Genomic DNA, 23747 nt, shown 5'->3' with positions numbered 1-23747 from the left:
AACACGCCGTGCAGCGATTCGAGAAGATCGCGCGTAAACGCCGGCACATCGTCTTCGAGACGGATGGCGTGAGATGCCGCCATCAACGCGAACGACTGCAGCAGTCGCTCGACATGCGGGTCTTCCGATCGCTCGCCGTTGATCGCGAGGCGGGCGGCAATTTTCGGGAAACGCTGCGCAAACGTCTGCATCGAACGGCGCAGCAACGCGATTTCGCGTTCGAAGTGCGGCAGTAGATCCTGGGGTTCGAGGGCCATATACGTTCCGGTCGTCGCTGCGCTGGCCGCATGGCCCGGCAGCGGTGTAAAACAGGCGGAACGATTTTATTCAGGCAATTGCAATCCTCAGTTCGAATGTGCCGGCGGTTTCCGGCCGCGCATGACGGTTTCATGACGCCGATGCGTCGCGGATGCCATGTACAGCAAGGCCCGCGGCGTGCGAACGGACGCCCGCGCATGCGCTCGGCAATGGTCGCAAACAGTTACAGCGGGCTGCGCTGGGGGATGCCGGTAGCCGTGTATTTATGTCAGTCGCTGTCATGCGTCTACGTGTTAGGCGACGAGCTCAAGCGGCTCTGGTTCTATCAGAAGCCAGCCTGGGCGCTAAAGGCGTGGGATTCGGGCTTACGGCTACCGCGACGACGAATACTTCTTCCTCGAGATTCGCGCCGCGTTCCCCGGCAATCCTCGATGAACCATTAAAACACCTAAATTACTTGCATATAGCCAAGTCTTCGCACTTGGCCCATTTGAGTATGGCGCCACGCCGTTTCGAAAGATATTTGACAAAATACCAAAGGCCGTTTTCGCCATTAAACTCAACAAGCTGAACTTTATCCCCTTTCAGCAAATACATTTCCGTCGCGGAAGAATCAGAATGGTTATTGTATAACCTTGCCCTATCCGAGACCACTACCGTAGTTACCGGCGTGCGTTGCGCATAATCTTGTTGGTTGGTAACGATTAATTTTTCGGAAATTTTTCCATCTGTATACACAGAACGAAAAACCTCATCACACCCAACACACGCATCGCTTATTGCGATTTGATATCTTCCATTTTTAAGTTTATAGACATCCTCATATTGCTTCGCATCAAGCCGGTACGAACTGATCAAGCCATCCCCGCGAACTCGAAAATTACATATATCCCGATCCGAAAAATTAAGGAAGAAAATCTGTGCGATGCACGTTCATATGAGAAAAATTTCGAGCAACTATTGCCCCCACCACTCGTGGCAGCAATCTCCTGATTTCCATCTTTATAAATATCAACAACAGCTAAATTCTCGTAACCGTCATCAATAGCCTTTTTTAGATCGTCAGTCGGCTCGATATTTTTACAAACTGATGAACCGCTACAATCACGGATTCCCCCTGCTTTATCCAATGAGAGTCCACTGGCATCAGACTCGGCAGAAGCAACGGATAACACGACAATCGCAATCGCAGAAATCAAACCGAATTCAAATAACACATCCGCCTTCATAATTCTCAAGTCAACCGGCACGCCTTCTTGATTCGATCAAAAAGCGCCCCACCGTTTGCGTCGATCCGGATTTCATCGATGAGCCCATCGTGATCAGCGGAATCACCAATACGAATGACATCAATCATTTCATCGATAAATTCAAAATACAACATTCCATCGAATTAAATTCCGTTCGGAATTGCAAAGAACGGGAGCTTTCTTCCTTGCGGCTTGGCTGCCCAAAAACCCGAAAATTGATTACCCTCCTTAATTATGGAAAATACTCCAGTCGTTTTCTGAAGCGCATCATCGAGATATTCATCCATGACAATCTTTCCCCCATCCTGGTGACCAGACAAATATAATTTGTTCGATTTATTTTGGTATTGATACTTCCCGCGAATCAGTGAATCGTCGTTGACAACGGATAGTTTGATTGGATATCTCCCAATACCCCCGCGCAACTCGCCGGAAAAACTTACCTGACTTGTTGGGCAAGATTCGAAGCAAACAAGGCTCTCCGGAGTTACGTCAAGTTGAGTGGGATAGATATAAGTGCGGCGCCCAATTACCCTACCATTGATGTCATGAACAGATGATTCAATCGATCGAAAACCGTCTTGGATTGTGATCTTTCGAGAAGACCCCGCGCCCGGCTTGAAACTATCCTGCCACTGTGAGGCCAAATCCCATGAGAATTTCGATAGTTCCTGCGGGTTCCTCAGTGCAAGCTCCTCACCCAACCAAACGTTATACCCCCTCTGTGAGGAGGCTTGCATCGCCAGCGAAAAATAAATCACTCGATTAAATAGAATTTGATCGCCCGACTTTAGAATACCGACAATTACAAACGATTTATCGTTGGCCTCACTCTCCTTTACAAGGTAGTATTGATTGCCTCGCAACATGACATACACGCCTCGCATGGAAGGGCCATTAATCCTCTCTCCATTCTGACTAGCTTTTTCGTCGGATCGGTGCATCAAATCCCATTGCTTATTGATGTAAAATTCACACACAACAGGATTTGAGCACTCTTCTGCAATCGAAAGCGCCGGAGCAAAGAACAGCGACAAAACCAATAAAATATTTGCATAGAAATTCATGACCTAGAATCCTTTGGCAATTCCTCGAACTCGCACAGGACGGAAACGGGCTCAGCAACACGCCGTGCAGCGATTCGAGAAGATCGCGCGTAAACGCCGGCACATCGTCTTCGAGACGGATGGCGTGAGATGCCGCCATCAACGCGAACGACTGCAGCAGTCGCTCGACATGCGGGTCTTCCGATCGCTCGCCGTTGATCGCGAGGCGGGCGGCAATTTTCGGGAAACGCTGCGCAAACGTCTGCATCGAACGGCGCAGCAACGCGATTTCGCGTTCGAAGTGCGGCAGTAGATCCTGGGGTTCGAGGGCCATATACGTTCCGGTCGTCGCTGCGCTGGCCGCATGGCCCGGCAGCGGTGTAAAACAGGCGGAACGATTTTATTCAGGCAATTGCAATCCTCGGTTCGAATGTGCCGGCGGTTTCCGGCCGCGCATGACGGTTTCACGACGCCGATGCGCCCCGGATGCCACGTACGGCAAGGCCCGCGGCGTGCGAACGGACGCCCGCGCACGCGCTCGGCAATGGTCGCAAACAGTTACAGCGGGCCGCGCTGCGGGATGCCGGTAGCCGTGTATTCACGAGCAAATCGAACGGAATGCGCGACGACGGGCGACCACCACGATAGGGCACGCCCGTGCGCGACGCGCCCGTCACCTCGGCGAAACCACGATCGCCGCACGCCGGTTCTGCGCGCGCCCGGCGGGCGTGCGGTTATCCCCGATCGGATCGCTCTTCCCCTTCCCGACAACCGAAATGAGATTGCCGTCGAGTCCGACGTCGATCAGCTCGATAGCCACCACCTCCGCCCGCCGCCTCGACAACTCGAGATCGTAAGCGGCCTCCCCCTCCTGATCCGAGTAGCCGTAAACCCGGACCCCGTTGATCCCTGCCGAGTGCAGCGTCTTGCCGATCCGCTCGACGATCCGCCTCACATCCGGCCTGAGGTTATATCGATCGAAATCGAACAAGATCGGCCCGGTGGCGCCGAACTCGAACCCCTGCCCGGTCTCCTGGAACCCGGCCGACTTCAGCGCCGTGACCTGCGTCTGCGTGAGCCCCCGATGCAACGGCGGTGTCTGGCACCCGCCAAGCAGCAAGCACAGCAGCACCGCGCTCGCGACGCCCATCCTCCCGATGCTTACCGGCACTATGTTTTTCATGGTCGCCCCTTCGTGTGCGCGCACGCCACGTGCGCTTTTTATCCCGCCGCTGCGGCCTCGCCCGCAGTACGAAACGATGGACTTCAAACCGGCCCGGCAACGCCTTCCGCCACTTGCCACGACCCCGGCCGCGCACGCTTGGCGCGGTACATCGCGGCATCGGCCGCGCGCAGCAGGCCGCAGGCGTCGCACGCATGGTCGGGATACAGCGCAATGCCGGCACTCATCATGGTGGCCACCATGCGTCCGTCGGACAGCTCGATCGACGGCACCATGCCGGACAAGATCTCCTCGGCGATCCGGCCGACGCTGTCCGCTTCGCGCACAGCCGGCAGCATCACCGCGAATTCGTCGCCGCCCAGGCGCGCGACCAGATCGGTCTCGCGCACCTGCGTGCGCAATCGCGCGGCGATGCCAACCAGCACCGCATCGCCCGCGTCGTGGCCCAGGCAGTCGTTGATTTCCTTGAAGCGGTCGCAGTCGAGATACAGGATCGCGACCCGCTGCCCCGTCACGACGGCATCGCACAGCGCAAGCGACAGACGCGACTCGAACTGCACACGGTTGGGCAGCCCGGTGAGCGCATCGTGCGTGGCCTTGTGTTCGAGCGACGCGTTCTCGTCGCGCAGCGTGTCCTGCCAGTCCTGCAATTCATCGAGCAGCGCATTGAAGTCGTCGCCGAGTTCGTTCAGCTCGGCGATCGCCACCGGTTCGACGCGCCGCGCGAACGCACGCTCGCGCCGCACGGCGTGCGCGACGGCGGCCAGCGCGCGCAGCGGCGCGACGATGTTGCGCAGCAGGCGCTTGGAGCTGACATACGCGCCGAACACGCTGACGGCCAGGCAGCCGAGAATGCCGCCGATGCCACCAAGCAGGAATCCGAAGAATTGATGTCCGCGGCCCCGCACGACGACCTTGCCGACGACGATGCCGTCGTGCATCACCGGAGCGGTCACGGGCCCGGGCAACGCGAGATCGGCGACGCCGCGCTCGATCCGCGCGATCCGGCTTTCGACGGGCAGCTTCCAGATCGCGAACGACTGGCCTTTGCTATCGAGGACCACCACCTGCGCGACGTCCTCGTCGGTGGCGATCATCGCGATCGCCTCATTCGCCGCGACGCGGTCGCCGAACACGAGCGCCGCCTCGACGGTGTAACCGAGCGAGCGCGCCAGCAGGTTCAGGTTGTTACCGGCATACGCGCGCAACGCGATCACGGCGACGACGATCAACGACACGCCGGCCATCGTCACCGCGACGAACGCGAGGCGCAAATGCGCACGACGCAACACGCTTTGCAGCGTCGGGCGCGGCACACGCGAAGACGGAATGGGGGGCGCGGAACGTGTCATGGCGTCAGCGGCCGCCGCGCGAGGTTGAGGACGTTCGGATGCACGCGCACCCCACTGCGTGCGACGGCGTCGAGATTGATGTCGAACGTGATGCGTTCGCCGTCGACCGTGAGGCAGAACATCGCGCCCGCGGTGCAGGACGCGTCGCGTTCGGCGATCGTCAGCACCGGGTGGCCGGCCAGCGCGTTTCTCACGCGCGCGCGCTTGTCGTTGTCGAGGGTGCCGAGATAGACGACGTCGCATGCCATGCCGAGCGCGGGATCGTCGAAGCGCACGCGCTCCACGTCGAGCATGGTCGAGCCGGCCTGCAACGTGTCGGTCAGCGCGCCCGCGTAGTCGGGCTTGCCCGTCACGCACAGATGCAGACGAACGGGCGTCGTGGGCCAGCGCGTGAAACTGACGATGCCGAGCACGACCTGACGCACGGCGGAGTCGTGTGAAGAAATGGCGCGGCTGGCAGGACTGACGGTAGACGCGGTGGCGGCAATTTGTACCGTGTCGACCGGATCGTCGGTATTGATGGGCGAGCCGGCGAGGACGGCAGGCGCGACGTTCAGAGCGCAAACGATTGCGGCGAACGCGTGCCGCAATGTGGCGGCTCGGGCCGACCGGCCGGACGCCATTCGCGCGACGAATGTCGCCACACCCGCCGGCGCGGATACGGCTGCATGACTCGCAGCCACCGCGCACACAGTTGCACCCATGATGGAAACATCTGCTGCAGTCGTGCCGTGCGCTACCTGCTCCGTCCATGCGCGTGCAGGCACCGTATCCCGCGCACGACTCCTTCCATCTTACGTAGAAATTCGTATCCCAAACCAGTGGGATACACCCGCGAATCACGCCGGAAAGTAGGTTGAATCATTTCCATGTCAACGGATGGCGATCCGGCATCGACGTCGATGAATTGATCTGCGGATTGGAGCCCGGTCGGTGAAAGCTTCAACGATCCGATGCGCGCGCATTCAAACGTGTCGCGTGCGTGCGTCAGTCGTCGCGGTCTGCGATGCGTGTACCCTCCACTTTCCGTATGCGCGACGCTGCAGGTCACGAATCGATATCGACGAGAATATCCGCTGGACCGCTGCCGCCATACGTCCGAATACCGGAGCCGGCCTGCACACCGGACACACTGGAGCGTCATGAAAGTCGAAAATTCGGAACTCGAAGCCTTCGTCGCCGTGGCGGAACTCGGCACGTTCCATCGCGCGGCAGAGAAGCTCAACCTGACACAGCCGGGCCTCTCACGCCGCATCCAGAAACTCGAGCAGACGCTCGGCGTCGAGTTGTTCCAGCGCACCACGCGTAGCGTGACGCTGACGGGCGTCGGCCGCCAGTTTCTTCCGATGGCGCGCGAGCAGATCGCGCAGCTCGGAATGATGCTGTCGTCGATTCAGGACATCGCGCAAAAGCGTTACGGCAAGGTGCGGCTCGCGTCGATCCCGACGGTCGTCGCGCAGGCGCTGCCGGACGTGCTGCGTCGCTACGCCGGCAAATATCCGCACGTCGCCGTGCAGATCCTCGACGGCAATCACGACTTCGTGCTGTCGCAGGTGCGCGCGGGCATCGCCGAATTCGGCGTGAGCCTGCATCCCGGCGTCGACGACGATCTCGTGTTCGAACCGCTGTTCACCGATCGCTACGTGCTCGCGGCCCATGAGGATGATCCGCTGGCGCGTGCGGACACCATCACGCTCGGCGAGTTGCGCCACGCGAAGCTGATCATCGGCGGCCGCGACAGCGGTAACCGCCTGCTCCTCGAAATGCTGATGGGCCAGGAAGCGGTGCGAACCCGCTGGTTCTATGAGGTCGAGCACATCTCGTGCGTCGCCGCGCTGGTGGCGGCAGGCGTCGGCTGCGCGATCCTGCCCGAGAGCGCGCTGCGCGCGTACGGCTCGCCCGCGGTGCGCGCGGTGCCGATCGCGAGCCCGACGATCGACCGCACGGTGGGCATCGTGCGGCATCGCACCATCTCTCTGTCCAGCTTCGCAAGCGACCTCCATGCGTTGGTGAAGGCGTCGTTCGCGTAACGCCGCGGGGCCGTGCGCCGGCACGGCAGCGCGCGTATTGATGCGGGTTTCGCATGAATCGCGAGCCGATCGGCATTGGACGTCCAAAAAATGGCCGGAGACGATGGGGGCGAACATGAATGACGGAAACGGGGCACACCCCGGGCCCGGACGGATTCTGGAGGAACCACCATGCATTTCGACGTGATCCTGCGTCGCGGCGAACTGATCGACGGCACCGGGGCCGCGCGCTTCGAAGCCGATCTCGGCGTGACGGGCGCGCGCATCGCCGCGATCGGCGACCTGGGCAACGCGACGGCCGCGCACACGATCGACGCGAGCGGCCTCGTCGTCGCGCCGGGCTTCATCGACAGCCACACGCACGACGACGCGTTCGTCCTGACCGATCCCGATGTCGAGCCGAAGGTCGCACAAGGCGTCACCACGGTGATCGCCGGCAACTGCGGGATCAGTCTCGCGCCGCTGCTCGCCGAACGCGATGTGCCGCAGCCGCTCGACTTGCTGGGTGCGTGGCAAGCGTTCCGCTTCCCGTCGTTTCGCGCGTATCTCGACGCGCTCGACGCAACGCCCGCCGCCGTGAATACCGCGGCCCTGGTCGGCCACTCGACGCTGCGCGTGCGGCACATGCGCGATCTCGAACGCGCCGCCACCGCGACGGAAATCGCGGCGATGGCGGCCGACGTGCGCGAAGCGATGGCGGCCGGTGCGTTCGGCGTGTCGTCGGGCACCTTCTACCCGCCGGCGGCAGCCGCGACGACGGACGAACTGATCGACGCATGCGCGCCGCTGCGCGAGACGGGCGGCGTATTCGCGACGCATCTGCGCGACGAAACCGACGCGATCATCGCATCGCTCGACGAAGCGTTCCTGATCGGGCGCGCGCTGGACGTGCGCGTCGTGCTGTCGCATCACAAGGTGGCCGGCAAGGCCAATCACGGCCGCTCGGTCGAAACGCTCGCGCATATCGACGCACAACGCACGCGTCAGCCGCTGTGCGTCGATTGTCATCCGTATCCCGCCACGTCGACGATGCTGCGCGCCGATCGCATCCGCCAGTCGTCCCGCGTGATCCTTGCATGGTCGAAACCGCATCCCGAACTCGCGGGCCGCGACTTCCACACGCTGCTGCCGCTGTTCGGCGATTCCGTCGATGCCGCGATCGACGCGCTGCGCCCCGCCGGCGCGATCTACTTCGTCATGGACGAAGCGGACGTCGAGCGCATCATCCGTCACGAACTGACGATGGTCGGTTCCGATGGCTTGCCTAACGACTTGCGCCCGCACCCGCGGCTGTGGGGCACGTTCCCGCGCGTGCTCGGCGAATTCTCGCGCGAACGCCGCCTGTTCCCGCTAGAAACCGCGGTGCGCAAGATGACGGGCCTCACCGCCGAGCAGTTCGGCATCGCCGAGCGCGGACGGCTCGCGGTCGGTCACTACGCCGATCTCGTCGTGTTCGATCCTGCACGCGTGATCGACCGCGCGACGTTCGCGAACCCGACGCTTCGCCCCGAAGGCATCGCACACGTGTTCGTCAACGGGCGTGCCGTGCTCGAAGACGGCCGGCACACCGGTGCGCGTCCCGGCCGCGCCCTGCGCCGGAAAATATAGGATTACCCACGATCGCGCGCTCGCGTCGTCGCGGCAGCCGCGCCGAGTCAACCTGCACGGAGTCACCATGACGAATTCCAACGGTGCCGCCACGCCGCGCGGCATGCAAACCGGCTCGAGTCCGCACACGGATGCGGCCGCGCCCGGCCTCGACGCGCTCTATGCGCGCCTGAGCCGACGCATCATTCCGCTGATCCTGGTCTGCTATTTCTTCGGTTATCTCGACCGCGTCAACGTCGGCTTCGCGAAACTGCAGATGGTGGCGGACCTGCGCCTCACGGACGCTGCCTACGGTGTCGGCGCAGGCCTGTTCTTCGTCGGCTACCTGCTGCTTCAGGTGCCGGCCGGCTGGCTCGTGCGGCGGATCGGCGTGAAGCGCTGTCTCGCCGGCTCGATGCTGACGTGGGGCGTCGTGTCGGTCGCGACGCTGGCGACCCGCGACACCGCGAGCTTCTATGCATTGCGCTTTCTGCTCGGCGTCACCGAGGCGAGCTTCTTTCCGGCCGTGATCGCGTACTTCAGCGTGTGGTTTCCGTCGCACCGGCTCGCGAAGGTCATGGCCTTCCTGTTTCTCGCGATGCCGCTCGGCGTGATCGTCGGCGGCCCGCTGTCGGGCTGGATCATGGACGCCACGCACGGCGGCTTCGGGCTGCGCGGCTGGCAGTGGATGTTCCTGATCGAAGGCCTGCCTGCCATCGTGCTGGGCATGTATCTGCTCGTACGCGTGACCGAGCGGATCGACGATGCGAGCTGGCTGACCGACGCGGAAAAACGCATGATTCGCGCGGAAATGGCGCAGGAAGCCGCCGGCAAGCGCACCCAACTCGGCGCCGCGTTGCGCGAGCCGACCCTGTGGCTGCTGTTCGCGACATCGTTCCTCTACAACGTCGGCAACTACGGGCTCGTGTTCTGGATGCCGACGATGATCAAGGCACTCGGGTCGCTGAGCAACCTCGAAATCGGCCTCGTCAGCGCGATCCCGTACCTCGTTGCGTCGGTCGCGATGGTCGCGAACGCGCAGCATTCGGTGCGAACCGGCGAGCGGCGCTGGCATACGGCGCTGCCCGTCGCGATCGGCGGCGTCGCGCTGCTCGCGAGCCTCGGGATGCACGCGCATCCGGTGCTCGCGGTTGGCTGCCTGACCGTCGGCGTGGCCGGCATCATGAGCACGCTTGCGATGTTCTGGAGCTTGCCGTCGCGGATTCTCGCGGGCGAAGCGGCCGCGGGCGGCGCCGGGCTCGTCAACATCGGCGCGGCGGTCGCGGGGTTCGTCGGCCCGACGCTGATGGGCTATGCAACCGGATTGACGGGCAGCACCGAGCTCGGCGTCGCAGTGCTCGCCTTCACGCTGTTCGCGGCAGCCGCGCTGATCCTGTCGATTCCGCGCCGGCTCATGGTCCGCACATGAACGCCGCACCTTCGATGCGCAGCGCGCTGACGCTGGCGGTCGCGGTTCGTGCAGGGCGTGTGAGTGCGGTATCGCTCGTGCACGCCGTGCTCGCCGACATCGCCACGCGCGACGGCGCGATCAATGCCTGCGCACACACGTTCGACGAACGGGCACGGCGCGAGGCGCTGCGCGTCGACCGTCTCGTGCGGGACGGACGCGATCCGGGCCCGCTGGCCGGCGTGCCGTTTCTCGTGAAGTGGAATATCGACGTGGCGGGTTACACGACGGTCGCCGGATCGCCCGCGCGCGCGGCGCTGTCTCACGCGGCCGCCGATGCGGCGGCGGTCACGCGACTGTGCGCGGCCGGCGCGATCCCCGTGGGCGCGACGCACATGGACGAACTCGCATGCGGCGCCACCGGTGTGAATCCGCACTATGGCGCGGTGCGTCTGCCGGCCGATCCAACGCGCATGACGGGCGGTTCGTCCAGCGGCTCGGCCGCCGCGGTCGCCGCCGGATACGTGCCGCTCGCGCTCGGCAGCGATACCAACGGCTCGATCCGCGCACCGGCAGCGCTGTGCGGCGTATGGGGGTTTCGCCCCGGCGAAGGCCGACTGTCACGCGCCGGCTGCGTGCCCTATGCGGAATCGCTCGATACCGTCGGCGGGTTCGCGAACGATATCGACGATCTGGCGGTGCTGTATGACACGCTGTGCGAAGCGTCTTCACCGCGCGCGCGATCGGCTCGCGATCCGGCCGCCCCGCTTCGCGTCGCGGTACTGACCGGCGATTTCGAAACACAGGCCGATGCGAATGCGCAACGCGCCGTCCGGCGTGCCGCGGCCTGCTTGCGCGCGGACGAATCGGTCCCCGTCGCCAGCGACGAAGTCGCCCGCGTGCGCGAAGCAGCGGTCGAGATCTCGAATGTGGAGCTGGCGCGTGCCCATCGTGGGTTGCTCGGCGCGGCGGCGGCGCTCGTCTCCGAACGACTGCGGTCGCGCATTGCGGCCGGCCTTGCGACGTCCGACGCCACGTATCGGAACGCGCTTGCCTGTCGTGCCGCCTGGCGCGCGCGCATCGAAGCGCTGTTCGCGCACTACGACCTGCTGCTCGCGGCCGCGACGCCCTATGCCGCGCCGCGCTTCACCGACGCGACGGTCGAGGTCAACGGGATCGCACTCGAGCCCGCGAAAACGCTCGGCCTGCTCACGCAGCCGATTTCATTCGCGGGGCTGCCGGTCGTCAGCGCACCGTGCTTCTCGGCGGGCGAATTGCCGGTCGGCGTGCAGTTGATCGGTGCGCCGGGAGGCGACGCGGTTTGCTTTCGCGCGGCACGGCAATTCTCGGCCGCGTGGGGCGATAGACTCGGTTAGCGCCATCGGCGTCGAACGCTGCGCGTCGAGCGAAGGGATGCGCTTCGGCAACGTGGCGTGTGCGTGGGCGTAGGCTTGTGCTTATGCGTGTGCGGCCCAATCGCTGATCGCGCGCCCCCCGAATGCCGGAGCCTGCGCATTCCACTGCCCCGCCCGACCGTGCCCGACGCGGACCGTCACGCACGGGCCAACAGCACCTCGGGCTGCGCGACAACTACAGCTTCGCGGAAGTGCCGGATACGCAGTTCGCCGCGCTGATGCGCAAGACCTCGCAGGCACGGCCGGATGCCGTCACGACGTTCTGCACTAACTTGCGTGCCGCGCATCTAGCCGCTTCATTCGAGCAGGCGACGGGGATCGCGGCTTACGACACGGTGTCGACGGTCGTGTGGAAAACGCTGAGGATGGCGGGTGCCGATACGCGCGTGCTTGCGCGTTCGGGGAAGTTGTTCGGGATGAGTTGACGGTTGTCAGCTCAGAACTGCCAATCCTGCTGGTGCATGAATTCCTCGAGATCAATGCATGGAATCCCGAAATGCGCGCATACGTTGGGGATTTTCGCCGCATACGGTTTCGGCACAAGTCCGTTGCCTTCATGCAGCCATCCCTCTTCAGTCACAACCGTTCCTTGGCAGATCTTGGCGCAGGCTATAACGAACGGATCAGCGACGGGCGTTCCCTTGAGTCGTTGCTGTTGTCCGATGAGCGCCTGAAAGTGCTTGATCTGCAAAATCGTAGCGACAAACCGCAGTTCATCCGCGCTCGGTGTCGTGAACAATGATCGGTTGCCTTTTACCCACGTCAATACATCTGCGCTGACGGCCTGTCGCTCGATCTCGTTCAACACCTCTCTGGTCGAAATCAATCGCCTCTGCCCCACGAGCTTTTCGATACCCTTCCAGATACTTCTGAATACACGCGGATAGAAATGCTGCAGCGATCGAATGGAACTGGTGTCGAACACATAGATCATGCACCGGCTCCATGAAGAACATGCTCTTCGAATCCGGCAAAACTCTTTGGCTTGATACCAAGAAAATCCGCTGCCTGGTCAAGCGTGATCTGATGCCGATAGTGGCGGCCGACGACCTCCCGAGCAAAGCGATCACTCAGATATGCGCCTTGATTCGCATAGTAGCTTCCGCCCTTCGCCTCCCTCTGTTGGGCTGACCAGATCGTTGCCTTGCGCTTATAGAACGTCTGACTCACTCGGCCCTGGTCCAGCAATCGCCGCAGCACCGCCTCCCGGCTCACGCCGAAATAGCCGGCCAGTTCGGCGAACAATTCGTCGGGCGCAGACTCGACGTCGATGGGACATCCTGCGACGAGACGGTCGAAAGCTGCGCGCGGAATCAGCACCTCCGCCGCAATGGCGTTGCAGAATCGCTCGATTTCCCTCTCGGCCTGCGGAAGCGCATCGATATAGCCGGAATCGAGTTTGCTCAACCCGTTCATGCTCAGGAGCAAGTGCGCCAGTTCGTGCAAAAGACTGAATATCTGACGTGTCTTCGTCGTACTGTTGTTGAGATAAATGATCGGAAATGCATCATCCATCAGGCAAAAGCCCGAAATCTCGCGCTGCTTGAACGGTGACTTGAAGACAAAGACGCCCACGTCCTCAATAGCTTTCCGCCACTGTTTGAGAGCGAGATCGTCGTTACGCCACGAGGTCTGCTCATCGAGCGTGATACCCAGCAAGAGACGAACCGTCTCCGCTTGCGTCGATACGGGTTCCGACAACGAAAGCGTCACGGATTTCCAGATCAAGTCATCCGCGGGATTGCGCCCGTTGAATACCTCTTTGAGCGATAGCTGAAATGCATGCGCTTGCCGGATTTGCAGATAGGTGTCGCGGGCGAGCGAGCGCATGTCCGTTTCGGGAAGTGTGCGGAATTCCCGCTGCGGTACCTTTTCCTCAGGCGGCGACGGAAGGAAAAAAACCGCAAGCGGTCTCTTGAAGACCTGATACGCAAGCTTCTCGAGCTGCGCGTATGTCGGTGCCCCGGTGCCCGTCTCCCAGCCAGCGACTTCGCTCGACGAAGTCCGAAGCATGGTCGCGACGTCGTCGATCGACAGTCCGACCGTTTCTCTCGCCCAACGCAACACCTCAGGCTGCACGCCTACAACGGGTTCTCGTTTCATCCCTGTATCTCTATCAATTCAAGAGGACAACACCACGAGCATGATAGATGGGTACCCTCGGTCGCGACTGATGCATTCAACGCCGGCAAAACGCCTGCTTCGGCGCCAATCCGAAACGCCGCCATCGATCGCCTCACGAATCCATTCTAAATCATGGGCTTACATGAACGGGACGCAGTCGCCCATTGCCGACCGACGCGGCGCCTGCCCCAGTCGTTGCGCCGGGGCGAAGTTCAAATTGTCGCGAATCGTGAAGTACGCCCCAGCAGGCCACACCTGATTTTGCGATTCGCACGACATCGCGAGTATCCTAACAACAAGCCGTTCGTCGGCATCTCCTTCCCCGGCACTCGCCCCGGCGACAGTGCCGGCCCGCAACCTATATCGACCGCTTTCCAACACCGATGGACTTCGACGTAATCGTTCTGGGCGCGGGCATCGTCGGCGTCTCCGCCGCGCTGCACCTGCAGGATCGCGGCCGCAAGGTCGCCCTCGTCGACCGCGGCCCGCCCGGCGAAGGCACGAGCTTCGGCAACGCGGGGCTGATCGAGCGCTCGTCGGTCGAGCCGTATCCGTTCCCACGCAGCCCGTTCACGCTGATGCGCTACGCGCTGAACCGCTCGACCGATCTCTACTGGCACAGCACGTCGCTGCCGGCATTCGCGCCGTGGCTCGCGCGCTTCTGGTGGGAATCTGCGCCGATGCGCCATGCGGCGGCCTCGCGCGACATGCTGCCGCTGATCGAGCGCTGCATCGTCGAGCACGACGCGCTGATCGCGCGCGCCGGCGCCGCGGAGCTGATCCGCGCGAGCGGCTGGATGGAAGCATTCCGCACGCCGGCCGCGTTCGAACGCGCGGTCGCCGATGCGGCGCTCACCGCGCGCCGCCACGGGCTCGGCATCACGCCGCTCGACGCCGCGGCACTGCGCGCGCAGGAACCGAGCCTCGCGCCGGGTTTCTGCGGCGCGCTGCACTGGCTCGATCCGAAGAGCGTCGTCGATCCGTCCGCGCTCGTCAAAACCTACGCGCAACTGTTCGTGCAAGGCGGCGGCACGCTGCTCAACGGCGACGCCGCGAGCCTCGACGCACTGTCGCCGGGCTGGCAGGTCGCGACGGACGAAGGCAGCGTCGCCGCGCCGACTGTGGTCGTCGCGCTCGGCCCGTGGTCCGACACGGTGTTCGGCAAGTTCGGCTACAAGATTCCGCTGCGCGAGAAGCGCGGCTATCACATGCACTACGCGCCGTCCGAACGCGGCACGCCGTCGGCGCCGATCGTCGATCGCGAATACGGCTACGTGATCGCGCCGATGCGGCGCGGCCTGCGGCTGACGACCGGCGTGGAAATCGCGCGCCGCGGCCTGCCGCCGACGGGCGTGCAGCTCGAACGCGCGGAACGCGTCGCGCGCCCGGTGTTCGGCTTCGGCGAACGGCTCGACCCGCAGCCGTGGCTCGGCTTCCGCCCATGCACGCCCGACATGCGGCCGGTGATCGGCCCCGCGCCCGCGCATCGCGGGCTGTGGTTCGCGTTCGGGCACAACCATCACGGGCTCACGCTCGGCCCCGTGTCCGGCCGCCTGCTGGCCGAGATGATGACGGGCGAAACGCCGTTCACCGATCCGACGCCGTATCGCGCGGATCGCTTCTGAACCGAACCGCTCACGCGTGAAAGCGCGCTCAGTCGAGCGCGCGGCCGAAGATCCGGATCACCTCGTCGAGATGCTCGGCCATCGCGCGGCGCGCGGCCTCCGGGTCGCGCGCACGGATCGCATCGAGGATCGCGCGGTGTTCGAGCTCCGACCGATGCGGCATGTCGTTCGGCATGTACAGCGACTGCAAGCGCTGGAACATCAGGTCGTATTTGTGTGCGAGCAGTTGCTTGATCATCAGCGCATACGCGGGGTTGTCGCTCGCTTCCGCGATACGGATATGGAACAACCGGTCGCCCGGATGCGTGAGCGAGCCGCTGCGGTTGTCTTCCTGGTTGCGCAGGAACGCCTCGTGTATCCCTTCGATCTGCGCGTCCGAGCCGTGCTGCGCGGCGAGCGATGCGGCTTCGGGTTCGATCAGCCGGCGTGCCTGCAACAGCGCGAACGGCGGAATTTCGGTGTCGAGGTCGAGCGCGATGCCGAGTTCCGGATCGATCTCGACGATCGAGAACGGCGCGACCTTCGTGTCGCGTCGTGGCCCCGGCGCGGCAGCCGCGTCGGGCTGGCGCACCTTCACGCCGTCGCCGACGCGCACGCTGACGAGCCCGTTCACTTCGAGCGCGATCAGCGCCTCGCGCACCGACGTGCGCGACACGCCGAACCGTTCGGCCAGTTCGCGCTCGGGCGGCAGATAACTGCCCGGCGGAAAATCGCCGGACTCGATCATGCCAGTGAGCTTGTCGGCGATCTGCTGGTACAGGCGGCGGTTCTGAATCGGCTGGATGGACATACGTTGATACTGGTGAGCGGTTTCGTTGCGAACCGTCTGCCGAATGAAGCGGCAGGCCGTTCGCGCCTATTTTATATGCCGGGTTTCGACTCGCCCGGCACCGCGTAGCAACGCGCGGCCGTGCCACCCCACAATGCGCCGCGCTCGGCCGTCGACAGCCGCGCCGCGGCCCAGCGCTCGACCAGCGACGCCACTTCGTCATACGACGCCGCGAGCAGGCACACGGGCCAGTCCGATCCGAACATCAATCGCTGTGGCCCGAATGCGTCGAGCGCCGCATCGAGGCACTGCTCGATGTGCCGGATGTCCTTCGCACGCAGGCCGCGCCGCCAGTCCGTCTCGGTCACGAGCCCCGACAGCTTGCACACGACATGCGGCAGCGCACCGAGCTCGCGCAATCCGGCACGCCAGCGCGCGAGCGCGGTAGCGTCGCGTTCGAACTCGGCGAGCGCGGGCTTGCCGGCGTGATCGAGCACGAGCCAGTGCGCATCGTGCCGCGCGCAGAACGCGCGCACGTCGCGCAACTGACGCTCGAACACGAGCACGTCGTACACGTAGCCGTTCGCCTGCAACCACGCGATGCCACGATTGAACGCGGGATCCGCGACGAACGCGGCGACGTCGGCTTCGTCCTGCACCTGATGGCGAAAGCCACGCAGCTTCGGGCTCGCCCATTCGGCGATGCGCTCGGCGAGCTCGGGCGCCCCCAGATCTTCCCAGCCGACCACGGCCGCGATGTGCGCGTCGTCGCGGGCGAGCTCGAGCAGGAACGCCGTTTCCTCGCGTCCGGCGCGTGCCTGCACCGCGATCGACGCGCCGAGCGCTTGCGCATGCAGTTGCGGCCACAACATGTCGGGCAGGTAGTCTCGCGCGAGCACGCCCATGCCGCGGCCGATCCACGGATAGTCGGCCGCGCGGTAACGCCAGAAGTGCTGATGGGAATCGATACGCACTGGGCTCATGGTGTCCTCGTTTCCGCCATTGCCCGCGCGTGACATCACGCCACGCTCAGTCGTACAACACCGCCGCGATCTTCGGATCGCCGATGTTGGTCTTGTCGTACCAGTAGAAGCCGGTATCGATGACCTTCGGCAGCTTCTCGCCCTTGACCGCCTTCACGGCCGCCTCGACGGTCCTGTAGCCGATTCCGACCGGGTTCTGCGTGATCGCGCCGGCCATCAGCCCGCTGCGGATCGCGTCCTTCTGCTGCTTGCCGGAATCGTAGCCGACGATCACGACCTTGCGCTTCATCTCCCGCACGCCGTTGACCACGCCGATCGCCGAGCCTTCGTTGGTCCCGAACAAGCCCTTGAGCTTCGGATACGCCTGCAGGATCGACTTGGTCACCTCGGTCGACTTCAGCTGGTCGCCTTCGCCGTACTGCACGGTCACGACCTGCACCTTCGGGTGCGCCGACTTCATCCGTTCGAGGAAACCGTCGCGGCGGTCGATGCCGGTGCGGCTCGTCTGGTCGTGCGCGACCACGGCCACCTCGCCTTCGTCGCCGATCAGCGCGGCGAGCTTGTCGGCGGCGAGCGCGGCGGCGGCCTTGTTGTTGGTCGCGGCGGTCGTGACCGGGATGTCGCTGTCGACGCCCGAGTCGAACGCGATCACCGGAATCTTCTCGGCCTGCGCCTTCTTCAGCAGCGGCAGCGCGGCCTTGCTGTCGAGTGCCGCGAAGCCGAGCGCGGCCGGCTTCTTCGCGATCGCGGCAGACAACATGTCGATCTGCTTGTCGACCATCGCCTCGGTTTCGGGGCCTTCGAACGTCACCTTCACCTTGTAGTCCTTCGCCGCCTGCGTCGCGCCGGCTTTCACGGCCTGCCAGAACTGATGCTGGAAGCCCTTCGAGATCAGCGGGATGTAGGTTTCCTGCGCGTGCGCGCCGGCCGTGACGCCGACGGCGAACGTCAGCCCGACGATCGCATTCAACACCTTGCTCCTGATCACTTCGCGTCTCCTTGGTTGGTATCGACTGAAATGCCGGCCCGGCCGGCGGTGAAGCAGATGCATGCAGGCCCGCGCGTCGACGTCAGCGGCGACGCCGGCGCAGGATGTCCACGTACACGGCGAGGATGATGATCACGCCGGTGACGACCGTCTGCCATTCCTGCGCGACCGACATGATGCGCAGGCCATTGGTCAGCACGCTCATGATGAACGCGCCGATGATGGTGCCGACGATGCTGCCCGCGCCGCCCGACAGCGACGTGCCGCCGATCACGACGGCCGCGATCGCATCGAGCTCGTAGCCCTGCCCGAGCGCCGGCTGCGCGGAATTGAGCCGCGACGCGATCAGCAGCCCGGCGATCCCGCACACCGCGCCGCTGAACGTGTAGACGGCGATCTTCCACGCATCGACGTTCACGCCGGACAACCGCAGCGCTTCCTCGTTGCTGCCGAGCGCGAACGTGTAGCGGCCGAAGATCGTCCGGTTCAGCACGATCGATGCGCCGACCGCGACGAGGAACAGGATCAGCACCGCGTTCGGGATCGGCAGCGCGGGAACCAGGTTGCCGATCAGCGAATCCTGCGCGATCGACGTGAAGCCCGGCGTGTCGTTGAAGTAGATCGGCCGCGTGCCGGAGATCACGAGCGACAGCCCCTTGAGCAGCATCATCATCCCGAGCGTCGCGATGAACGGCGGCACCTTCATCTTCGCGATCACGAAGCCCGACACGCTGCCCGACAACGCGCCGAAGCACAGCGCGGCCAGGATGCCGAGCGGCAGCGGCATCCCCCACTTCGTCAGCACGACGCCGGCCATCACCGCGCAGAACGTCATCAGCGTGCCGACCGACAGGTCGATGCCCGACGTGATGATCACGTACGTGCAGGCCACCGCAAGCACGCCGTTCACCGCGGTGGCCTGCAGGATCGCGACGAGGTTGTCGACTTCGAGGAAGTTCGACGACGCGAAGCTGAAGAACACGATCAGCAGCACGAGGCTCGCGAACGCGAGCAGCTTCTGCCGCGCGGCCGGGTTGAAGAAGCGCGACTTCAGGCTCGATGCGGCGGCCGTCGTGTCGCCGGTGGCAAGAGGCGGAACGGGATGCGTATCGTTGGACATGGTCGGGTAGGCGTCTGAGCGTCTGATTCAGGACAACACGGTCGACTCGCGCTGCGTCGCGAGCTGCATGATCTTTTCCTGGGTGGCGTCGGCCGCGCGCAATTCGCCGGTCACGCGCCCTTCGCACATCACGAGAATCCGGTGGCTCATGCGCAGCACCTCGGGCAGCTCCGACGAGATCATCACGATCGCCTTGCCGCTGGCGGCGAGCGCGTCGAGCAGCTTGTAGATCTCGCTTTTCGCGCCGACGTCGATGCCGCGCGTCGGCTCGTCGAAGAACAGGATGTCGCAGTCGCGCAGCAGCCACTTCGCAATCACGATCTTCTGCTGGTTGCCGCCGGATAGCAGCCGCACGGGCTGCCCCACCGACGGCGTACGGATCGCAAGCTGTCGCACATACGACTGCGCTGTGTCGCGCATCCCGCGGGCATCGAGAAACGCGCCGCGCCGCACGAAGCGGCGCATGCTCGACAGCGCGATGTTGTTCTGCACGTCCATCCCGACCGCGAGCCCGAAATGCTTGCGATCCTCCGACAGATAACCGATGCCATGCCGGACCGCGTCGGCCGGCGTGCGGATCGTCACGGTCTTGCCGTGCACGCGGATCTCGCCCGCATCGACCGGGTCCGCGCCGAATACCGCGCGCGCGACCTCGGTGCGGCCCGCGCCCATCAGCCCCGCGAAGCCAAGGATCTCGCCGCGCCGCAGCGTGAAGCCGACGTCGCGGATCGCGCGGCCGCGCGACAGCCCGCGCACCTCGAGCGCGACGTCGTTGCGCGATGTATCGGGCGGCGTGCGGAACGTCGTATCGAGCTCGCGGCCGACCATCATCGCGATGATCGCGTCCATCGACGTGCCCGCCATCGGCACGGTCGCGACGTACTTGCCGTCGCGCATCACCGTCACGCGATCCGCGATCTGCCGCAGCTCGTCCATCTTGTGCGAGATGTAGACGATGCCGACGCCGTGCGCGCGCAGGTCGCCGATGATGCGGAACAGCTCGGCGATCTCCGCGTCGTTCAGCGCGGCGGTCGGCTCGTCCATGATCAGCACGCGCGAATCGAACGACAGCGCCTTCGCGATCTCGACCATCTGCTGCTTCGCGACCGTCAGCCGACCGACCGGCGTGCGCGGATCGAGATCGAGCCGCATCCGCGCGAAGATCGCGGCCGCGTCGCGGTTGAGTTTCTCTTCGTCGACGAACACGCCGAAGCGGCCGCGCGGCTCGCGTCCGATGAAGATGTTCTGCGCGACGGTAAGGTGGTTCATCAGGTTCAGCTCCTGATGGATGATGCCGATGCCGAGCGCCTGCGCGGCACGCGGATCGTCGATCTCCACCGCGCGGCCGTCCATCCGGATCTCGCCGCCGTCCCGCTGGTACACGCCGGCGAGGATCTTCATCAGCGTCGATTTGCCGGCGCCGTTCTCGCCCATCAGCGCATGCACTTCGCCGGCGCGCAGGTCGAAGCGGCAATCGTCGAGCGCCTGCACGCCCGGAAAGCGCTTGCTCACGCCGGTCAACGCGATCAGCAGGGCGGCGGCGGTCGGGTTCGGATCGGGTTGCATGGCTCGCCGTCCTCAGCCGATCGCACGATCGAGATGCGTATAGCCGCCGTCGACGAACAGCCACTGGCCCGTCGTGTGCGACGCGCGTTCCGACAGCAGGAACACGGCCGTGTCGGCGATCTCGTCGGCCGTCGTGAAGCGCTTGCCGAGCGGCACCTTGCCGGCGATTTCCGCCAGCTTCGCGTCCGGATCGTCGAAACCGGCGATCCAGTGCTGATAGAGCGGCGTCATCACCTCGGCCGGGATCACCGCGTTCACGCGCACGCCGTCGCCGCGCAATGCGACGGCCCATTCGCGCGTCAACGCGAGTTGCGCGCCCTTCGACGCGCAATAGCCGCTCGTGTTGCCTTGCCCGGTCACGGCCGTCTTCGACGAAATGTTGACGATCGCGCCGCGCGTCGCCTTCAGGTGCGGCACGCAGTAATGCGCCATCGCGTAGTAGTGGATCAGGTTGCGCTCGAGCGATGCGACGAACGCGTCGCGCCCGGCGTCGAGGCCGACGCTGTCGTTGATGCCCGCGTTGTTGACGAGGCCATCGATGCGGCCGAAACGCGCGACGGTCTGTGCGACGGCGTCGCGGCATTGCGCATCGTCCTGCAGCTCGACGGACACCCACGCCGCGCGCGGCTGCTTCTGCGTGAGCGCATGCCAGAACGCGTCGTCCGGCGCGTGTCGCGCGAACACCACCGGAATCGCGCGTTCGTCGGCGAGCCGCATCGAGATCGCGGCGCCGATGCCCGATGCACCGCCGGTCACGATCGCGACCTTGTCTTGCAGATTCAGATCCACTTCGCGTCTCCGTCGTTGGTGTCGTCGCCGCGCAGGCCTCGCGCGGCGCATCGTACGTCGTGCTTCGTCGTGCCTCGTCGTACTTTGTGTTGCGTCGTCTTTCAGCCGCGGAACCGATACTGCTCGAGCGATGCGGGCTTCATCTCGATCGAAAAACCGGGCGCCGTCGGCGGCAGGTACGCCGCGCCGCGCACGACGCACGGCTCGACGAAATGCTCGTGCAGGTGATCGACGTATTCGGTCACGCGCCCTTCCTTCGTGCCGGAAATGCACACGTAGTCGATCATCGACAGATGCTGCACGTATTCGCACAGCCCGACGCCGCCCGCATGCGGACACACCGGCAGCCCGTACTTCGCAGCGAGCAGCAGCACCGCCAGAATCTCGTTCACGCCGCCGAGCCGGCACGCGTCGATCTGCACGACGTCGATCGCGCCGCGTTCGATGAACTGCTTGAACAGCACGCGGTTCTGGCACATCTCGCCGGTCGCGACCTGCACGGGCGCGATCGCCTCGCGGATCTTGCGATGCCCTTCGACGTCGTCGGGGCTCGTCGGCTCCTCGATGAACCACGGCTTCGCGAATGCGAGCGCGCGCACCCAGTCGATCGCCTCGCCGACTTCCCACACCTGGTTCGCGTCGATCATCAGCTTGCGGTCCGGGCCGATCACCTCGCGCGCGATCGTCACGCGGCGGATGTCGTCCTCCAGGTTCGCGCCGACTTTCAGCTTCACGTAGTCGAAGCCCGCGTCCACCGCTTCGCGGCACAGCCGGCGCAGCTTGTCGTCGCTGTAGCCGAGCCAGCCGGCGGACGTCGTGTAGCACGGGTAGCCGTCGCGCTCGAGCGCCGCGATCCGCGCGGCCCTGGTCGGCGCCTGCCGGCGCAGCAAGTCGAGCGCTTCGTCCTGCGTCAGGCAGTCGGTCAGGTAGCGGAAATCGACCGCGCGCACGATTTCTTCGGGGCTCATGTCGGCGACGAGCCGCCACAGCGGCTTGCCGACCGACTTCGCCCACAAGTCCCACACCGCATTGACGACGGCGCCCGTCGCCAGATGGATCGCGCCCTTGTCGGGGCCGATCCAGCGCAGCTGGCTGTCCGACGTCACGTGCCGCCAGAAGCGGCCCATGTCCTCGCGGATCCAGTCGAGCTCGAGGCCGACGACGAGATGACGCATCGCGTCGATCGCCGCGCAGCAGATTTCGTTGCCGCGCCCGATGGTGAACGTGAGCCCGTGACCTTCGAGCCCGTCGTGGTCGGTTTCGAGCACGACGTACGCGGCCGAATAGTCGGGATCCGGATTCATCGCATCCGAGCCGTCGAGCTGGCGCGAGGTCGGGAAGCGCACGTCGAGGACGCGCATCGATCGAATGATAGGCATGACGAACGTTCCGTTGAAGGGAATCAGGCCTGCACGGTGCGCTGGCGCTGCTCGCCGAGCCCGTCGATGCCGAGCGTGATCAACTGCCCGGCGCGCAGATAGACGGGCGGCTTCTGCCCGAGCCCAACGCCCGGCGGCGTGCCGGTCGAGATCACGTCGCCCGGCTGCAGGCTCATGAAGCGGCTCAGGTAGCTGATCAGGTGCGGCACGCGGAACACCATCGTCGCGGTCGTGCCGTTCTGGTAGCGGTGGCCGTCCACCTCGAGCCACAGCCGCAGCGCGTGCGGATCGGGCACTTCGTCGGCCGTCACGAGCCAGGGCCCAAGCGGGCCGAACGTGTCGTTGCCCTTGCCCTTGTCCCACGTGCCGCCGCGTTCGAGCTGGTATTCGCGCTCCGACACGTCGTTCACGACGCAGTAGCCGGCGACGTGCGACAGCGCATCGGCTTCGTCGATATAGCGGCCGCCCTGGCCGATCACCACGCCGAGTTCGACTTCCCAGTCGGTCTTCTCGGAGCCGCGCGGAATCTCGACGTCGTCGTTCGGCCCGGAGATCGCGCTCGTCCATTTGCCGAATACGACCGGCTCCTTCGGCACTTCCATGCCCGATTCGGCCGCGTGGTCGGAGTAATTGAGCCCGATGCAGATGAACTTGCCGACGCGGCCGACGCACGCGCCGAGCCGCGGCGTGCCTTCGACGAGCGGCAGCGACGACGGCGGGATGTCGCGCAGCCGCGCGAGCGACGCCGGGGTGAGCGCGTCGCCGGCAACGTCGTCGATCACGCCCGACAGGTCGCGGATCTTGCCCTGCGCATCGAGCAGGCCCGGCTTCTCATGGTGTTTGTCGCCAAATCTCAGCAGTTTCATGGGGTCGTC

The 23747-nt window shown here is 64.5% G+C and carries 25 protein-coding genes and 1 pseudogene; 7 read left to right on the top strand and 19 right to left on the bottom strand.

Features of this window, described 5'->3' with window-relative positions; all coding sequences use genetic code 11:
• The coding region (locus tag O1Q03_RS10050) for a type VI secretion system baseplate subunit TssF (protein WP_269503137.1) at window positions 1-191 on the bottom strand (191 nt) is incomplete at its 3' end.
• Window positions 192-527: 336 nt separating this feature from the next.
• On the opposite strand from O1Q03_RS10050, the pseudogene O1Q03_RS10045 reads away from it, so the two are divergent.
• Window positions 528-693, top strand: a pseudogene (locus tag O1Q03_RS10045) (ISL3 family transposase); the annotation flags it as partial.
• Between the two features lie 18 nt (window positions 694-711).
• Here O1Q03_RS10045 and O1Q03_RS10040 read toward each other — a convergent pair.
• The 8 genes from O1Q03_RS10040 to O1Q03_RS10005 all read right to left on the bottom strand — a co-directional run bounded on the left by O1Q03_RS10040 (window position 712) and on the right by O1Q03_RS10005 (window position 5793).
• A complete protein-coding gene (locus O1Q03_RS10040) occupies window positions 712-1116 on the bottom strand; it encodes a hypothetical protein (protein WP_269503130.1) in 405 nt (134 codons plus the stop codon).
• Window positions 1113-1496, bottom strand: coding sequence for a hypothetical protein (locus O1Q03_RS10035; protein WP_269503129.1), 384 nt, complete (start codon window positions 1494-1496; stop codon window positions 1113-1115). The genes O1Q03_RS10040 and O1Q03_RS10035 overlap by 4 nt, the downstream gene beginning before the upstream one ends.
• Complete coding sequence (locus O1Q03_RS10030) at window positions 1493-1642, bottom strand: hypothetical protein (protein WP_269503126.1); 150 nt, start codon at window positions 1640-1642, stop codon at window positions 1493-1495. Before O1Q03_RS10030 ends, O1Q03_RS10035 begins: the two co-directional genes overlap by 4 nt.
• 9 nt (window positions 1643-1651) lie before the next feature.
• Entirely contained in the window at window positions 1652-2575 is a 924-nt protein-coding gene (locus tag O1Q03_RS10025) for a hypothetical protein (protein ID WP_269503124.1), read from the bottom strand.
• On the bottom strand, window positions 2481-2888 hold the full coding sequence (locus O1Q03_RS10020) for a type VI secretion system baseplate subunit TssF (protein ID WP_269503122.1): 408 nt from the start codon (window positions 2886-2888) through the stop codon (window positions 2481-2483). Before O1Q03_RS10020 ends, O1Q03_RS10025 begins: the two co-directional genes overlap by 95 nt.
• A gap of 339 nt (window positions 2889-3227) precedes the next feature.
• A complete protein-coding gene (locus O1Q03_RS10015) occupies window positions 3228-3737 on the bottom strand; it encodes an OmpA family protein (protein ID WP_269503121.1) in 510 nt (169 codons plus the stop codon).
• A gap of 83 nt (window positions 3738-3820) precedes the next feature.
• Complete coding sequence (locus O1Q03_RS10010; protein WP_269503119.1) at window positions 3821-5089, bottom strand: diguanylate cyclase domain-containing protein; 1269 nt, start codon at window positions 5087-5089, stop codon at window positions 3821-3823.
• The gene (locus O1Q03_RS10005; protein WP_269503118.1) at window positions 5086-5793 is read right to left on the bottom strand and encodes a YfiR family protein; all 708 of its coding nucleotides are present in this window, start codon (window positions 5791-5793) and stop codon (window positions 5086-5088) included. Before O1Q03_RS10005 ends, O1Q03_RS10010 begins: the two co-directional genes overlap by 4 nt.
• Before the next feature lie 438 nt (window positions 5794-6231).
• Between O1Q03_RS10005 and O1Q03_RS10000 the strand changes: the two genes are divergently transcribed.
• From O1Q03_RS10000 to O1Q03_RS09980, 5 genes are all read left to right on the top strand, one after another.
• Complete coding sequence (locus tag O1Q03_RS10000; RefSeq protein ID WP_269503116.1) at window positions 6232-7119, top strand: LysR family transcriptional regulator; 888 nt, start codon at window positions 6232-6234, stop codon at window positions 7117-7119.
• Window positions 7120-7290: 171 nt separating this feature from the next.
• A complete protein-coding gene (locus O1Q03_RS09995; RefSeq protein WP_269503115.1) occupies window positions 7291-8727 on the top strand; it encodes an N-acyl-D-amino-acid deacylase family protein in 1437 nt (478 codons plus the stop codon).
• A 67-nt stretch (window positions 8728-8794) separates the two neighbouring features.
• Window positions 8795-10135, top strand: a complete 1341-nt coding sequence (locus tag O1Q03_RS09990) for an MFS transporter (protein ID WP_269503113.1) — start codon at window positions 8795-8797, stop codon at window positions 10133-10135.
• A 14-nt stretch (window positions 10136-10149) separates the two neighbouring features.
• Complete coding sequence (locus O1Q03_RS09985) at window positions 10150-11490, top strand: amidase family protein (RefSeq protein WP_269503135.1); 1341 nt, start codon at window positions 10150-10152, stop codon at window positions 11488-11490.
• 122 nt (window positions 11491-11612) lie between these two features.
• The gene (locus O1Q03_RS09980; RefSeq protein ID WP_269503111.1) at window positions 11613-11954 is read left to right on the top strand and encodes a hypothetical protein; all 342 of its coding nucleotides are present in this window, start codon (window positions 11613-11615) and stop codon (window positions 11952-11954) included.
• An 11-nt stretch (window positions 11955-11965) separates the two neighbouring features.
• Here the strand turns inward: O1Q03_RS09980 and O1Q03_RS09975 are convergent, their stop codons facing one another.
• Window positions 11966-12463, bottom strand: coding sequence for a PIN domain-containing protein (locus tag O1Q03_RS09975; protein ID WP_269503110.1), 498 nt, complete (start codon window positions 12461-12463; stop codon window positions 11966-11968).
• Window positions 12460-13632 carry an XRE family transcriptional regulator gene (locus O1Q03_RS09970; RefSeq protein ID WP_269503109.1) on the bottom strand — a complete coding sequence of 391 codons (1173 nt, stop codon included), beginning with the start codon at window positions 13630-13632 and terminating at the stop codon, window positions 12460-12462. Before O1Q03_RS09970 ends, O1Q03_RS09975 begins: the two co-directional genes overlap by 4 nt.
• A gap of 404 nt (window positions 13633-14036) precedes the next feature.
• On the opposite strand from O1Q03_RS09970, the gene O1Q03_RS09965 reads away from it, so the two are divergent.
• On the top strand, window positions 14037-15278 hold the full coding sequence (locus O1Q03_RS09965) for an NAD(P)/FAD-dependent oxidoreductase (RefSeq protein ID WP_269503107.1): 1242 nt from the start codon (window positions 14037-14039) through the stop codon (window positions 15276-15278).
• Between the two features lie 28 nt (window positions 15279-15306).
• Here the strand turns inward: O1Q03_RS09965 and O1Q03_RS09960 are convergent, their stop codons facing one another.
• From O1Q03_RS09960 to O1Q03_RS09925, 8 genes are all read right to left on the bottom strand, one after another.
• Window positions 15307-16068, bottom strand: a complete 762-nt coding sequence (locus tag O1Q03_RS09960; RefSeq protein ID WP_269503105.1) for a FadR/GntR family transcriptional regulator — start codon at window positions 16066-16068, stop codon at window positions 15307-15309.
• Window positions 16069-16139: 71 nt separating this feature from the next.
• A complete protein-coding gene (locus O1Q03_RS09955) occupies window positions 16140-17030 on the bottom strand; it encodes an amidohydrolase family protein (RefSeq protein WP_269503104.1) in 891 nt (296 codons plus the stop codon).
• Window positions 17031-17076: 46 nt separating this feature from the next.
• Complete coding sequence (locus O1Q03_RS09950; protein ID WP_269503102.1) at window positions 17077-18018, bottom strand: ABC transporter substrate-binding protein; 942 nt, start codon at window positions 18016-18018, stop codon at window positions 17077-17079.
• An 82-nt stretch (window positions 18019-18100) separates the two neighbouring features.
• Window positions 18101-19138: an ABC transporter permease gene (locus O1Q03_RS09945; protein WP_269503100.1), complete on the bottom strand. Its 1038-nt coding sequence runs from the start codon at window positions 19136-19138 to the stop codon at window positions 18101-18103.
• Between the two features lie 27 nt (window positions 19139-19165).
• Window positions 19166-20704 (bottom strand): sugar ABC transporter ATP-binding protein, encoded by a 1539-nt coding sequence (locus O1Q03_RS09940; protein WP_269503099.1) that lies wholly within the window; start codon window positions 20702-20704, stop codon window positions 19166-19168.
• Between the two features lie 12 nt (window positions 20705-20716).
• Complete coding sequence (locus tag O1Q03_RS09935; RefSeq protein ID WP_269503098.1) at window positions 20717-21493, bottom strand: SDR family oxidoreductase; 777 nt, start codon at window positions 21491-21493, stop codon at window positions 20717-20719.
• A 101-nt stretch (window positions 21494-21594) separates the two neighbouring features.
• Window positions 21595-22872, bottom strand: coding sequence for an L-fuconate dehydratase (locus O1Q03_RS09930; protein WP_269503097.1), 1278 nt, complete (start codon window positions 22870-22872; stop codon window positions 21595-21597).
• A 23-nt stretch (window positions 22873-22895) separates the two neighbouring features.
• Window positions 22896-23738 (bottom strand): ureidoglycolate lyase, encoded by an 843-nt coding sequence (locus tag O1Q03_RS09925; RefSeq protein ID WP_269503096.1) that lies wholly within the window; start codon window positions 23736-23738, stop codon window positions 22896-22898.
• Between the last annotated feature and the right edge of the window lie 9 nt (window positions 23739-23747).

The sequence above is a fragment of the Burkholderia sp. IMCC1007 genome, from assembly GCF_027257875.1.
In the GTDB taxonomy this organism is placed as follows: Bacteria; Pseudomonadota; Gammaproteobacteria; order Burkholderiales; family Burkholderiaceae; genus Burkholderia.
The sequence above is the reverse complement of the archived record's forward strand: the minus strand, read 5'-3'. Positions and strand labels throughout refer to the sequence as shown.